Here is a 14,221-nt window from a genome sequence, read left to right on the forward strand (position 1 = left end):
TTTGTCTGTTGAGCGAGCGGATTGAGAGTAAATTATTGTCGCATTCATCGTCCCCAGCGTTGGCTAGCTGGGGACTTTTGAATAAAACAGTTACGCAGTCTCTTTTTTATAGATAAACCAACTGTACACAACTGGGATTAGGGCGGCGATGACGATCGCGACCAAAAATAATCGAAAACCTATGGTGACAGGTAACAATGTCGCCAGAATACCGATGCAACCTGCGGCGACAAATAATTTTGAACCCAGCCGATGGGTTTGATACCAAACTTGCTCGTTGCTTAACGTCCATGGGGTACGTATGCCAATGAAAAAATTGGAACGCACCCGTGACAAATAATTGCCCAATGCCATCAATAACAATGAGATACACAACAGGATGGCACTGGCAGGTTCCGAGATCCATTTTAAAGTTGCCGCTAAAGTGACAACCTGCAGTGCAAACATGGCGAGGATTAACGCAGTAAACATCAGCGAGTAACCCTGCTTTGACCCATGCATGTTGTCTTTGCGCGGCTCGATTGCTGGCAGCCATGCACGTAATGCCAGTAAACCCAGTTGCACTAATGGAAATATTGCAAATGCGGTCCATTTGTTGGTGAAACTGTCGGGCTCGCCGTTTAAATTCCAATGAATCGGTACCATCGCCCCTTCAGGTAACCATGACCATGCTATTGCCATAACGATAAGTGTTAGAAAAATACTCAGCCAACTAACTATTTTCACTGTCTTTACTCCCTGATTTGCCCAGATCAAATGCCTGCATAAGCCCCATTAGAGCCTCTTGTAAAACAGACAGATTCAGGCCGTAATAAATCTGATTGCCTTCGCGTCGTGAGTAAACCAAATCTGCGCTTTTCAGAACGGTAAAATGTTTAGACATCGCGGGTTTACTCATGTCGAAGTGGTCTGCTAGTTCTCCGGCACTTTTTTCCCGTACTTTTAACAATTCGAGTATTTTCCGTCTGGTTGGATCGGATAGCGCGCGGTATACATCGTTCATTAGGTGATGGATTTCCTGATATTCAATGGCTAATTAACTATTTAACTAAATGGTTAATTAGTCAAGCAAAAAAATCAACACAGCAAGTTCCGCAATCAGCGCCTGTGTGACAGACGCTTAGGAAGACTCGTGTTTGAGTGGTCGTTATGGCTTTTTGTTGTTGTGAATGAATTCCTCACAGTTGCCTTCGTACCCCACATCAATAACATCGAGGAGTTTCCAGCTCTCCTGCACCTTCACCACGGTAAAATGATTGCTGCCACAATGGCTCAGCGTGCCATCGATATAAAATGCAAACGGGGTCCATACGCTGGCCAGATTGCCCTCGACCGCAATGTTCACAGACAGTAACTGTTCGTCCAGATATTTAGGATGATTAGCAATGCTGGTGGCGAACTTGCCAATGTCAGTTTGCTGAATCTGACCATCCGGCTTTACCCGTTTCAGGGTGGCGTTATCCGTAAATTGCGCCAAAATTTTTTCGCTATTATGTTCGCGCATGCCATCAAATAAAGCCTGAACTGGGGAGATTGGTGAAGTATCTGCCAAGGCTGAGGAGGCAAATAACGCTCCGACTAATGTCAAAATCCGCATAGTGTCTTCGATTCCTGATTAACTGATTGATTAGATTAGCAAAGGCATTATGTGGCCAACAATCTGAACTGTTTCAATCTGTGTCGTTTGCTGGATTTTTATTTTCCTCCGCTACACTTAGTGGGCGGTCTGAGGTGCCAGGTTGTAATTGCTAGACCGGTTGGCATTAACACTATGTTGTGGAGGACACGATGGACAAATATCGCATTGAAGGTAACTGGAATGAAGTGAAAGGCAAAATCCAGCAACGTTGGGGGCGGCTTACCGACGACGATTTGGAAGTGATAGATGGATATCGCAATGAGTTGGTGGGCAAAATTCAGGAGTATTACGGTTATTCCCGCGATCAGGCGGAATATGAGGTAGACAAATACCTGCGATAAACAAAAACGCCGGCGTTAGCCGGCGTTTTTATTAGTTAATCAGGTTTGCTGCCAGTAACGCAATGATATAAGCCAGCAGGCCATAAGCGACCACCAACCCTGCTGCGATTCTGGCTTTGCCAGTCTCGGCCCGAAGTACCGCTACCGTAGCGACACATTGCAATGCCACAACGTAGAACAACAGCAAGCCAATACCTGCGCCCAGGGCTAAGCCATCGGCTTGAATATTTTCTGCCAGCCCACTGATATTTTCGTCTGCGCCTTCAATGCCAAACAGAGTACCTAGCGCACCAACAAATACCTCGCGGGCAAGGAAAGACATCAGTATCGCTACACCGTAGCGCCAATCCAATCCCAATGGCTCGAAGATTGGCTCAATGAAATGACCAATCTTACCCAAATAGCTGTTTTCCAGACCACCATGTTGCGGGAAGTAGCCTAACACCCAAATAACCACGGACACCCAGAAAATTACCGGACCAGCGCGTTTGATAAAGGCCAGTCCACTGTTAACGACCCGGTACATAAGGGGTTTCCAGTGGGGTAAGCGGTACGTCGGCAACTCAAGAATAAATGGCATATCCGACTTTTCGTCATGCTGGTGGGTAAATTTATGCAGAAAAAAGCTCACCAGTAGCGCTGTTACAATGCCAAATAAATAGAGCCCAAAGAACGCCACGCCTTGCAGATTAAAGATGCCCATCAGGGTGGCATCTGCCGGAATTAATACGGCAATAAGTAAAGCGTAAACTGGCAGGCGTGCCGAGCATGACATCAGCGGAATCGTCATCATGGTAAACAGGCGTTTTCGTGGAGACTCGATAGTGCGTGCCGCCATAATCGCCGGGATAGCACAGGCATGACCTGACAGATAAGGGATAAAGCTACGGCCTGACAGACCAAAGTAACTCAAAGGTTTGTGGCAAATCAGCGCCGCGCGGGCCAGATAACCGCTGTCTTCTAGGACACCGATAATCAGGGTTAACACCATGATCTGCGGTACAAACACTAAAAATGACCCAATCCCGCCAAAAATAGCATCTGACAAGAAGTCCGTTGTCATGCCCTCGCCAGTGAAGCCTGTCACCCACACGGCCAGTTCGCCGATTGCGAATTCCACTGCATCCATAAGTGGTGTGGCCCAGGTAAAAATACTCTGGAACAAAAAGAACATGATAAACAGGAAGGCGACGCCACCGAAGACGTTATTCAGCATGAAGCTGTCGATGCGGTTTTGCTTTTTCAGCACCACGTCCGCATTTACACCGTGATTCTTACTCAGTTCCCGCGCCACGATCAGCGCGTTCTCGGGTGCGATGGCAGACTGTTCATTGCGGTATTGCTCAGGCTGTCTGGCAATTTCGGGCAGCGCTTTTTGAAATTCGCTCAAACCAATCAGGGTTTTGGCAGACAAAGCAAACACCGGGCTGCCCAGTTCATCGGCAAGTTGGGTGGTATCAATATCGAAACCATAGCGACGCACTTCATCGATCATGTTCAGCACAAACACCACGGTTTTGTCATGGGCCTTGGCAAGTGCCTGAACCTGAAGACCGAACACCAAACTACGCTCCATGCGCGTCGCGTCCAGCACACAGACTACGACGGCTGTGTTCTCTTGTTGCATGGCCTCTTTTAACTTAACGACCGCAATTTCCTCATCTTTGGATAAGGTGTGCAGTGAGTAGGTGCCCGGAAAGTCCACCAGCTCAAATTCTTTAAACTGTCCGCTTTTTAGTTCCACCGTGACACCGGGGAAATTAGCTACTTTCTGACGTAGTCCGGTGAGCTGGTTAAACAGCAGACTTTTACCGCAGTTGGGTTTGCCGACAAGAATAATGCGTTTCATTAAACTACCTGAACTGTCACTGCCTCATTCAGGGCAGTGAAAAATCGAATATTAGCTAGCGTGGGCGAGATGAATTTGGTTGGCGACATCGCGTTCCAGTGAATACACGCAGTCTCCCAGTTGTACAACCAGTGGCCCCTGTAATGGCGAGCGACGCAAACAATATACGTCCTGTCCCGGAGTAAAGCCCATTTCACTTAGACGTGCCGCCACGGCCGGATTTAGCGCCTGGCTTAAGGCGTCAATCTGAGCAGAATTTTTTGCAGGGATTTCCCATAACGTCATTGGTGTGCTCCAGCGTCTAAATGATAATTATTATTATTAGCTTATTTTTCGTTCCGGACAATAGCTGACCGCTGAAAAACCAGCGGAAAGTAAGTAATACAGCGTTTTTTTTGCGTCAGGTCATGTTTTTACCTGGTGATTGATCCTGTTGCACAGAATGATCTGCGCATTGCTCAAGTGACCAACTGATCTTATGCTGACATTAACCTTTGCTGGGGATGGTGATATGAATTCGACAGAGTTTTGGTTGCAGTTAAAACAGGAAGCACAGCTGGTTGCGCAAAGCGAACCGTTACTGAGTAGCTATCTGCATGCCTGCGTACTGGTGCATCACAACATCGAATCCACACTGAGTTATATGCTGAGCGACACCATTAGTGATGAAACCGTGTCTGCGCTGGCGTTACGGGAAATGATCGATCAGGCTTATTTGCTCAGTCCTGAATTAGTGGACGATGCCATCGCGGACGTCACAGCTGTCCTACAGCGCGATCCTGCGGTAAGCGCTTGTCTATCTGTCATGCTTTATTTTAAAGGGTTTAAGGCCATTCAAATTCATCGTTTGGCCAATTGGCTATGGCAGCATAAACGTCGCGATCTGGCGTTATTTCTGCAAAGTCGTAATTCCGCCGTCAATGGTGTGGATATTCATCCTGCTGCGAGATTGGGCAAGGGCCTCATGTTTGATCATGCGACAGGTATTGTTATTGGTGAAACCTGTGTGATTGAAGACAACGTATCGCTATTGCAATCGGTAACACTGGGCGGTACCGGCAATGAATCAGGGGATCGCCACCCGAAAGTCAGACAGGGCGTCATGATTGGTGCTGGCGCAAAAATCCTTGGCAATATTGAAATTGGCGAAGGCAGTAAGGTCGGTGCTGGGAGTGTGGTACTCAGCGATGTGCCGCCTCATGTGACTGTGGTTGGCGTGCCGGCTAAAGTCGTCGGTAAACCGCGCTGTACCCGACCGTGCGAAAGTATGCAGCAGAATGTGTTAGAAGACGAATAACTGTAACAGACTATGTCATTTGTAGTCCTGCACTGGTGTTTTTAAGCGGTTCTGTCAAAGTACAGATTGATAATAATAAACAGGAACACACCATGCGTTACTCTCTCATTGCGCTTGCCTGTGCTTGCGCACTCAGCGCCTGTAGCCAGGCCCCGGAACAACGTACAAATTCTTCTGAAACAATTGTTCAGCAACCCGTTGAACAACTCGAATCTGGCGTTTATCTGCAAAATTTTGATAGCAGTGTTAAGCCAGGAGATGATTTCTTTCAGTATGTGAATGGCTCCTGGCTGGAAAAAACCGATATTCCGGCAGACAAAGCCAGCTATGGCGCTTTCCATATCCTGCACGAGAAATCCCAGGAAGATGTGATGGCGATCATCAATGAGGCATCCGCGGGCAATTTTGCGGCGGGCAGCGACGAGCAAAAGGTCGGCGATCTGTATTCCTCCTATATGGACATGGACACCCGTAACGCATTAGGGGTAACGCCATTGCAGCCTGAGCTGGCAAAAATTGCTGCTTTACAAAACAAAACGGACCTGGCTGCCTATTTTGCCTATGCCAACCGTTACGGATACGGCGCGCCGTTTGCAATTAACCAATATGTCGATTTCAAAAATCCACAAACCTATATGATCTACGCCTGGCAAGGTGGCATTGGTCTGCCTGAGCGTGAGTACTATTTCAAAGATGATGAAGCAACCCGCAATATTCGCGCAAAATACCAGGCGCATATTGCTACTGTGCTGACTCTGGCAGGGATTGATGGCGCTGAGGCCAAAGCGCAAAGCATTATGGCGCTGGAAACCCGCATTGCCGGCGAGCATATGAAAAAAGAGCAGACCCGCGACATGGTTGCTCTGTACAACAAATATCCCCTGGACCAGTTGTCGGATCTGATGCCGGACTTTGCATGGGATGTGTTTATGCGCGACATGCAGCTGACCTCGTTGGACGGGTTGGTCGTCACCCAGGTGGATTACATGAAGGCCCTGAATCAGATTATTCAGGACACAGATATGGACACCTGGAAAGCGTTTCTGCAGTGGCACCTGGTTAATGCTAACGCCGCACGCCTGAATGACGCGCTGGATCAAGCCAACTTTGAGTTCTACAGCAAAGTAATGCAGGGCGTTGAAGAGCAACTTCCTCAGTGGCGTCGTGGGGTTAACCTGCTCAATGGCCACGTGGGTGAGGTCATTGGCAAGGTTTATGTGAAGAAGCACTTCCCGCCTGAAGCTAAAGCTCGCATGGAAAAAATGGTGCAGAACCTGTTGCTGGCCTATGAGCAAAGCATCAAACAGTTGGACTGGATGACCGAAGAAACCCGCGTACAGGCGCTGGATAAGTTATCTAAATTCACACCGAAGATCGGGTATCCGGACAAGTGGCAGGACTATACTGCGCTGACTATCAGTAAAGACGATTTGTTTGGCAACCTGCGTCGCTCGGCAGAAGTGAAGTACGCACAAATGCTGGAGAAACAGCAGGGACCGGTGCGTAAATATGAGTGGAACATGACGCCACAGACGGTTAATGCCTATTACAGCCCGCCGTCCAATGAAATCGTCTTCCCTGCAGCGATTCTGCAACCGCCGTTTTTCAATATGGAAGCGGAAGATGCCGTCAATTATGGTGGTATTGGCGCGGTGATCGGTCATGAAATCGGCCATGGATTTGATGACTCCGGCAGTACCTTCGATGGTGATGGTGTGTTGCGTAATTGGTGGACCGACAACGACCGCGACGAATTCAAACGTCGCACCAGCGAACTCGTAGCGCAATACAGCGGTTTCCAGGCCCTGCCAGATTTGAACGTGAATGGGGAATTCACCCTGGGTGAAAACATCGGTGATTTAGGTGGCATCAGTATCGCGCTGAAAGCCTATCATTTATCGCTGAATGGCCAGGAAGCGCCGGTGATGGATGGTTTTACCGGTGATCAACGGGTGTTCATTGGTTTCGGCCAGGTCTGGGCAGCTAAGCAGCGCGAAGAAGCACTGCGCACTCAGGTATCCACTGATCCTCACAGTCCAGCGAAATTCCGTGCCAATGGATCAGTACGAAACGTGCCTGAATTCTACACTGCGTTTGATGTAAAACCCGGTGATGCGCTTTATCTGGCACCGGAGCAACGGGTCAAAATCTGGTAATGTATTGGTGATTTAAAAGCCCCCGCCTGTCGGGGGCTTTTTATTGCTGGCCTGGTAATGGGCTGAGCGCTGTTCTTGGCACAATAAAAACAGTAAAGTTGCTCAGATAAAGCATAAAAATCATCATGTTATCGTGAAGGGAAGCGAGATGTTAAAGCGGATTGTTTGGGCAGTATGTTGCTTACTGTTTATCAACAGTAGTTTTGCACAAGATTATCAGGTTGTGGCGACACCAGATTGGGTAATGGACGTATCCATTCCAGCCGCGTTGGCATCTGATGAGCAAAATAATGAGGGGCGTGCCTGGTTATTGGTTGACCGCCAATATCTGTTAGCCCAGCAAAACAGTAGCCGCTTCTACCGTTATGTGAGTCAGGTGACTAGCCCAGAAGGAATTGATGATGCAGCGAGCATTACCATCGATTTTACGCCTGGTTATCAGCAGTTACAGCTCCATGCACTGAATGTCATCCGTGATGGACAACGTATCTCACAACTTCATTTAGCGAAGATCGATGTTAAGCCTGCTGCAAACGATGCGCAAAGTCGGGTGTATAACCAGGACCAGCAGCTGAGCGTATTGTTGCATGATGTTCAGGTGGGTGATGTGGTCGAGTACAGCTTTTCCCGCGTTGGCGAAAATCCGCTTTTTGCCGGCCATTTTGCCATATGGTTGGATTTGGCCTGGAGGACATCAGTCGGCAAAGTATCTTATCGCTTGGTAAACAGGTCGCAGACGCCTCTTTCGTTCCGTTACCACCGTTCAGATGCGACATTCGATGAGTCTGATGACCAGAGCTTCCTGCTGCAAATAGACAATGTGGCTGGGATAAAACCGGATGAAGATTATCCCAATTCGTTTCAACCTTTTCCTTACGTACAGATATCAGACTTTGCATCCTGGCAGCAGGTCGTTGGGTGGATGTTGCCGAGATTTGAGAGCCGCGAGCGAGACCCTGCAATTTTGAAATTGGCGCAGCAATTATTTGCTGAGTCGATGAATCAGGAGCAAAAAGCACTTAAGGCATTGAGTTATGTCCAGGACCGCATTCGTTTCGTGGATCCGGATATGGGACTGCACGCGCAGTTGCCGTTGCCGCCAAGCCAGGTGTTACAACAGGGATTCGCGGACGTAAAAGACAAAGCACTATTGTTACTAAGTTTGCTTCGTTCGCAGGGGATTGAGTCAAAAATAGCGCTGGTTCACCAGCGGTTGGGCAAGGCGTTGCCCGAGTTTTTGCCTGCCCAGTACGGTTTCAATCATCTACTAGTACAAGTTGCGCTGGGTGAACAAACCTATTGGTTGGATCCGACCAGACAACACCAGCAGGGCTCGTTAGACACTTTGTATCAACCGAATCGTCACCATGCCTTGCCTCTGATTGAGGGACAGCGAGACTTGGTCTCTTTACCTCCACCTGCAAAGCAGCAACAGGTAAAACGGGTCATTGAAGAAATTGATCTGACATCCAGAAGCAACAACATGATGTATAAAATCATTGCGACCTATCAAGGGTTTTATGCAGATGACCTAAGACGCGAACTGGCGGAAGAGGGTCAGGTTGCGTTGGAGCAAGATTATCTCGGTTTTACGCAAAAATATTATCCGGGCATCTCGCTGCGCGCTCCTTTACGTATTGATTATGATTACAAAGAAAACATTGTTACCACGACAGAGTTTTACCAGCACGATGATGCCTGGCAACCAGTGGAAAACGAGCCAAAAATCGCGATTCAGTTTGAACCTTTTTTAATGGATGACCACCTCAAAGTGCCGGAAGAGGACACTCGAACGATGCCTCTTGCCATTGAGTATCCGTTGCACCTATCCCATGTCACTCGTATTTTGCTTGAACCAGGCTCTAGTATGGAGGAGCAGCAACTAGCGGTCGATGATCCGGCGTTCAGTTACACGAAAAACGTAACATTCAGTGATGGCGTTCTGACTATAGCCTATGACTACTACTCTAAAACTGATGTGGTAAATCCGCAGGATTTTGCACTCTACAAGCAAAACCTGCAGAACGCGTATGAAGCCGGTTACTATCAGATCTCGCGTAAAACGTCGCAAATCATTAAAACCACTCAGCCTGCTGAACCTAGAGCACCAAGCGAAGATGGTGGCGAATTGCAAAATGAAGAACAGGTAAAGCACAACCTTTGGTATGTAGTGGTATTTGCTGGCTTGGCTGGAATGGCGATTATATGGTTAATTTTTCGTAGCGATCCTAATCCTGTCCAATATACAGAGGGGATGCCATCGTCATCGGTCACTATGGCAATAAATGGCGTTATTTTGCTGATTGCGTTGGGATACACAATCAATGGAATAAGCGATTTCAGTGATTATTTCGACCAGCAAAATTGGACTGAGTTGGCACAAACCTATTCCAGCGGCTTTTTACAGTTGATTGAAGCCGAACTGGCCTTAATGATTCTAACGTTAAGTGGGCTTTTCGCCGTTAGCCTGTTGTATCTACAGCGACGCCACACCTTTGTTCCGGTATTTTGTGTGTTGCTGGTTGCAGATGTGCTTTTGGGCATGGTAGATGCCGCGTTGGTCGGCATTATCGGGAGACAGCAAGTCGAATTTACTTTGTTGGATTTCGCTTACCTGTTGTTGGTTATGCTCGTTGAGGTCATTTGGGTGATATATCTGGCTCTTAACCAATCAGTGAAAGCGACGTTTAATCAGCGTAGCGTCAAAAACCGGCCCGTTGGCGAGCAGCCAGTAAGGATAACAGCGGTTGAGGATCACACCCCTCTAACACACTGAGCGCATACGTGCAGGCTTCCAGCGTTGAAAGTTGCTGTTCACCTTTGGCGCAGCGCTGATAGGTACTTGGCGGTGGTGAGTCGAGATGCGCGATGGCCAATTGGTGTAACCAGGGGTTACTGCACCACAGCTTATAGGCTTTTCGCCAGGTGCCGTCCAACAGAATAAGTTGGCTCGGAGGCGCAGTTGGGGCGTTCGGTATTGAGAGCGGCTGACTGTGAGGATTGGGATACAACACAACCGCATCGTCCGCGATAGACAGATGTTGAAAATCTGCCGGCTGCTCACCTATGGCAATGGTGCAGTGATTTAAACTCAGTGCCAGTAAACGCGCGGTATTTTTTGCCACAGATACTTCGCTGGGATGCTGCAGAATCAGGATCTGACAGTTGTTATCTATTCGCGTTACGCTGTCACACAGGCACACCCGTAATGGGTAGTGGCATGTGGGACAATACGGACGACGTGGAGATTCTGGCATAGTGAAGCGCGATAGATTGCGTAAATCAGCAGGACAAATGAGTTAGCGGGTATGAAACAACATTATCAACGCATTTGGCAAACGGTTCAGGCCATCCCTTACGGCAAAATCGCCAGCTATGGCCAAATCGCCGATCTGGCAGGGTTGCCCGGGCGTGCCAGGCTGGTGGGCAAAGCACTGGGTTTTGTGCCAGAACAAATGGTGGTGCCCTGGTATCGGGTTCTGCGCAGCAACGGGCAGATTGCATTTCCATCAGGCTCGGCGCACAGTACTCTGCAAACCGGATTGTTGCAGGAAGAGGGGGTCGTGGTGTTGAATAATCGGGTCAAGCTGCGCGATTTTCAGTGGCAACCCAGCCTGGATGAGATGTTATTTACATTGCAATACTGAGAGAAAACAATGAAAAAATGGATAGCCTTATTGAGTGTATTGTCATTCACAGTCTTAGCCCAGGGCAGTAAAGAAGACCTTGAAAATCAGTTGCATGCATTCCTGACTGGAGCCAGTGTGAACGATGCTCAGATTCACAACCAGTTCTGGGCAAGTGACTTGGTGTATACCAGTTCTTCAGGTACCCGCTTCGGTAAAGATGTTCTGATGCAGGGCGTAAATGGTGAAGGCAAGGTCGACAATCCGGCTGTGCTGTATAGCGCGGATGATGTGCATATACGCCTATTGGATAACATTGCGTTGCTGGACTTTACTCTGGTGGCAACCGATAGCGCCAACGCCAATCAGAAAAGTTATTACTTAAACAGTGGCGTGTTTGTCTGGCGTGATGAGCGCTGGCAAGCGGTTAACTGGCAGGCAACCAAAAAGGCATTGCCAACTAAGGATTGAGATAGATATCGAAACGATTGGCTTTGCCTTTCATTTCAATCGAAGGCTTACATTCTGCCAAATAGGGCGCGTTGGCGGGTCGCTTGACCACCACGCGTTTTTTGGCCAGCTGACGCGCCGGTGCCAATAACCCATCGGCATCCAGATCCGGCCCCAACAGCAACTGAAACAAGCGCATATCTTTTTTGACCGCCGCAGATTTCTTGCGGTGTGGAAACATAGGGTCGAGATAAACCACATCCGGTTGTTCGTCTTGCCAGTTTTGCATCGCTTGCAGTGCAGGCACATTCAACAAACGCATACGCTGCACGGCCGGATCTGCTATGCCGCGCTGTAAGCCATCCTCAAGCAGCGCCGCCACGATTGGGCTGCGCTCTGTCATTGTTACCGAACAGCCCAGATTGGCCAGAATAAACGCGTCGCGGCCAAGCCCTGCGGTGGCATCGAATACCGTGAGATGATAATTGCCTTTTACTCCCACTGCCTTGGCGACGGCCTCCTTGAGTCCGCCACCGTGCTCACGACGCCAGCTCATGGCGGCGCTGATAAAATCCACCATCACGCCACCAGTCTTCGGTTCATCCAGATTCTTGAGCTGCAGACCCTCTGTCTCGAGGCTAAGTATTAAGCCGTGTTGCGCTTGTTGGCCATAAACAAAGCCGTATTTGGCAGCCAGTTGGCGAGCAGTCTCCTGCCGATTCGGATCCTGACAAAGTAAGCTAAAATCAGGCATGGCCGTAATCCTCGCGGTGCGGCAACCAGCGGTTAATAATGGCCTGCGCATGGGATGGATATCGTTGCCACAGGGTATTGGCGATATTCTGAACCTGGGGGATCAGTGCCTGATCGCGCACCACATCGGCAATTTTCATATCTGCCAGACCCGTTTGTTTGGTACCGAGTAATTCACCCGGGCCACGAATTTCCAGATCGCACTGAGCGATGTAAAAGCCATCATTACTCTCGCGTAGTACAGCCAAACGTTTACTGGCCGTTTTTGATAAGGGCGAAGAATATAACAGCACACAATGGCTTTCGACACTGCCGCGCCCTACCCGGCCGCGTAATTGGTGCAATTGCGCCAGTCCCAGGCGTTCGGGATTTTCGATAATCATTAAACTGGCATTGGGTACATCTACGCCCACTTCGATAACCGTGGTTGCCACCAGCAGATCCAGCCTGGCTTCTTTAAAATCCAGCATGATTTGCTGTTTTTCAGCAGGCTTAAGACGACCATGCACCAGTCCCACACGAATATCCGGCAAGGCGGTTTTAAGCGCCGTTGCTGTGTCTTCTGCGGCCTGACACTGCAGTACGTCTGACTCTTCAATCAGGGTACACACCCAGTAGACCTGACGCTGTTCCTGTTTAACCACCTCATCGACACGTTGCATGATTTCGCCACGGCGTGAGTCAGGCACTACTACGGTCTTCACCGGGGTGCGGCCGGGAGGCAGTTCATCGATGATGGAGGTATCTAAGTCCGCATAGGCGGTCATCGCCAATGTACGTGGAATGGGGGTGGCGGTCATTATCAGCTGATGGGGATAATGCCCCTGATGTAAGCCCTTTTCCCGCAGGGCTAAGCGCTGATGCACGCCAAATCGGTGTTGTTCATCGATAATCACCAGTGACAGATGGGAAAATACCACCTGCTCCTGAAATATCGCATGGGTACCCACCAGCATTTTTACCTCGCCACTGGCGAGGCGCTCGAGCATTTCCCGGCGGGCATTACCTTTCAGTTTTCCGGCCAGCCATCCCACTTCAATGCCCAGTGGGGTTAGCCATTGACGAAAGTTATTAGCATGCTGCTCGGCCAGCAATTCGGTGGGGGCCATGAGCGCAACCTGCCAGCCTTTGCCCAGCGCCGATAGTGCGGCCAGTACCGCCACCAGTGTTTTGCCAGAGCCTACATCACCCTGCACCAGACGCATCATGGGTTTGCCCTGCTGCATATCAAACTGAATCTCTTCCACCACGCGCTGCTGGGCGCCGGTGGGTTGAAACGGTAAGGTGCGTAAAAATCGACTGATGAGTTCAGCGTCGGTGGCAACAGGTTGAGCGCGGTGGGCATCGGATTGCTGACGTACTTTCAATACGCTCAGGTGGTGGGCGAGTAACTCTTCCAGAATCAGACGCTTTTGCGCCGGGTGCTGGCCGCTTTCCAGCAGGGTCAGTGCCACGTCGGGTGGCGGTCGGTGCACCAGTTTTAACGCGTCCGGCAGGCTGATCTGACCCGCATACAAACCATCCGGCAATAATTCGGTTAAGCCATGTTGCTCAAGAAAGGCCAGTGCCTGTTCGGTGATATTGCGCAGGCTAATCTGTTTCAGACCTTCGGTGGTGGGATACACAGGTGTCAGGGTTTCCTGTAACTCTGTCTGGCTGCTGTCTTCAATGATTTTGTATTCAGGGTGGGTCATTTCTAACCCGTGTTTACCGGTACGGATTTCACCAAAACCACGCAGATGCTTACCCGGCACCATGGCATTGCGCTGAGCGGCAGTAAAATGGAAAAACCGCAGGGTCAGTCCGCCGCTTCCGTCATGGATACGCACCACCAGCATGCGCGCTTTGCCATAGGCAATGCTGACATCTTTGATTTCCCCTTCGACACTGGCGTGCAGGCCGGGCAACAGGTCACAGACCGGGTAAATGCGGGTGCGGTCTTCGTAGCGCAGCGGCAAATGGAAAAGTACGTCCTGAACACTGTGCAGACCGAGCTTTTGTAGTTTTTCCGCCACTTTGGCACCCACGCCTTTCAGCGCGGTAACGGGAGTCTGGGTGACGGATTTCATCAAAGCGGTCTGCTAATCAGTAGGAATATCAAGATGATACC

The 14,221-nt window shown here is 49.5% G+C and carries 14 protein-coding genes; 6 read left to right on the top strand and 8 right to left on the bottom strand.

Features of this window, described 5'->3' with window-relative positions:
* Positions 1–90: 90 nt before the first annotated feature.
* The 3 genes from TK45_RS05265 to TK45_RS05275 all read right to left on the bottom strand — a co-directional run bounded on the left by TK45_RS05265 (position 91) and on the right by TK45_RS05275 (position 1,597).
* Complete coding sequence (locus tag TK45_RS05265; RefSeq protein ID WP_131257590.1) at positions 91–726, bottom strand: SdpI family protein; 636 nt, start codon at positions 724–726, stop codon at positions 91–93.
* On the bottom strand, positions 713–1,003 hold the full coding sequence (locus TK45_RS05270) for an autorepressor SdpR family transcription factor (protein ID WP_131257591.1): 291 nt from the start codon (positions 1,001–1,003) through the stop codon (positions 713–715). The genes TK45_RS05265 and TK45_RS05270 overlap by 14 nt, the downstream gene beginning before the upstream one ends.
* A gap of 144 nt (positions 1,004–1,147) precedes the next feature.
* Positions 1,148–1,597, bottom strand: a complete 450-nt coding sequence (locus tag TK45_RS05275; protein WP_131257592.1) for a hypothetical protein — start codon at positions 1,595–1,597, stop codon at positions 1,148–1,150.
* A gap of 191 nt (positions 1,598–1,788) precedes the next feature.
* Between TK45_RS05275 and TK45_RS05280 the strand changes: the two genes are divergently transcribed.
* Positions 1,789–1,980 carry a CsbD family protein gene (locus tag TK45_RS05280; RefSeq protein WP_131257593.1) on the top strand — a complete coding sequence of 64 codons (192 nt, stop codon included), beginning with the start codon at positions 1,789–1,791 and terminating at the stop codon, positions 1,978–1,980.
* 31 nt (positions 1,981–2,011) lie between these two features.
* Here TK45_RS05280 and TK45_RS05285 read toward each other — a convergent pair whose 3' ends face one another.
* Positions 2,012–3,829, bottom strand: a complete 1,818-nt coding sequence (locus TK45_RS05285) for a ferrous iron transporter B (protein ID WP_131257594.1) — start codon at positions 3,827–3,829, stop codon at positions 2,012–2,014.
* A 51-nt stretch (positions 3,830–3,880) separates the two neighbouring features.
* On the bottom strand, positions 3,881–4,114 hold the full coding sequence (locus TK45_RS05290) for a FeoA family protein (RefSeq protein WP_131257595.1): 234 nt from the start codon (positions 4,112–4,114) through the stop codon (positions 3,881–3,883).
* A 226-nt stretch (positions 4,115–4,340) separates the two neighbouring features.
* Here TK45_RS05290 and cysE point away from each other — a divergent pair, with 226 nt between their 5' ends.
* From cysE to TK45_RS05305, 3 genes are all read left to right on the top strand, one after another.
* Positions 4,341–5,126, top strand: a complete 786-nt coding sequence (cysE, locus tag TK45_RS05295) for a serine O-acetyltransferase (RefSeq protein ID WP_131257596.1) — start codon at positions 4,341–4,343, stop codon at positions 5,124–5,126.
* 92 nt (positions 5,127–5,218) lie between these two features.
* Positions 5,219–7,282 carry a M13 family metallopeptidase gene (locus tag TK45_RS05300; RefSeq protein ID WP_131257597.1) on the top strand — a complete coding sequence of 688 codons (2,064 nt, stop codon included), beginning with the start codon at positions 5,219–5,221 and terminating at the stop codon, positions 7,280–7,282.
* A gap of 148 nt (positions 7,283–7,430) precedes the next feature.
* Entirely contained in the window at positions 7,431–10,058 is a 2,628-nt protein-coding gene (locus TK45_RS05305) for a DUF3857 domain-containing protein (RefSeq protein WP_131257598.1), read from the top strand.
* On the opposite strand, the gene TK45_RS05310 is transcribed toward TK45_RS05305, so the two are convergent.
* Positions 9,985–10,539: a tRNA-uridine aminocarboxypropyltransferase gene (locus TK45_RS05310; RefSeq protein WP_131257599.1), complete on the bottom strand. Its 555-nt coding sequence runs from the start codon at positions 10,537–10,539 to the stop codon at positions 9,985–9,987. The genes TK45_RS05305 and TK45_RS05310 overlap by 74 nt on opposite strands.
* A 51-nt stretch (positions 10,540–10,590) precedes the next feature.
* Between TK45_RS05310 and TK45_RS05315 the strand changes: the two genes are divergently transcribed.
* Positions 10,591–10,929, top strand: a complete 339-nt coding sequence (locus TK45_RS05315) for an MGMT family protein (RefSeq protein WP_131257600.1) — start codon at positions 10,591–10,593, stop codon at positions 10,927–10,929.
* A gap of 9 nt (positions 10,930–10,938) precedes the next feature.
* Positions 10,939–11,379 carry a nuclear transport factor 2 family protein gene (locus TK45_RS05320; RefSeq protein ID WP_131257601.1) on the top strand — a complete coding sequence of 147 codons (441 nt, stop codon included), beginning with the start codon at positions 10,939–10,941 and terminating at the stop codon, positions 11,377–11,379.
* On the opposite strand, the gene TK45_RS05325 is transcribed toward TK45_RS05320, so the two are convergent.
* Together TK45_RS05325 and recG are read right to left on the bottom strand one after the other, a co-directional pair.
* On the bottom strand, positions 11,369–12,112 hold the full coding sequence (locus tag TK45_RS05325) for a class I SAM-dependent methyltransferase (protein ID WP_131257602.1): 744 nt from the start codon (positions 12,110–12,112) through the stop codon (positions 11,369–11,371). The two genes, TK45_RS05320 and TK45_RS05325, sit on opposite strands and share 11 nt — an antisense overlap.
* Positions 12,105–14,180 carry an ATP-dependent DNA helicase RecG gene (recG, locus tag TK45_RS05330; protein ID WP_131257603.1) on the bottom strand — a complete coding sequence of 692 codons (2,076 nt, stop codon included), beginning with the start codon at positions 14,178–14,180 and terminating at the stop codon, positions 12,105–12,107. The genes TK45_RS05325 and recG overlap by 8 nt, the downstream gene beginning before the upstream one ends.
* Between the last annotated feature and the right edge of the window lie 41 nt (positions 14,181–14,221).

The sequence above is a fragment of the Bowmanella sp. JS7-9 genome (assembly GCF_004329715.1).
In the GTDB taxonomy this organism is placed as follows: domain Bacteria; phylum Pseudomonadota; class Gammaproteobacteria; order Enterobacterales; family Alteromonadaceae; genus Pseudobowmanella; species Pseudobowmanella zhangzhouensis.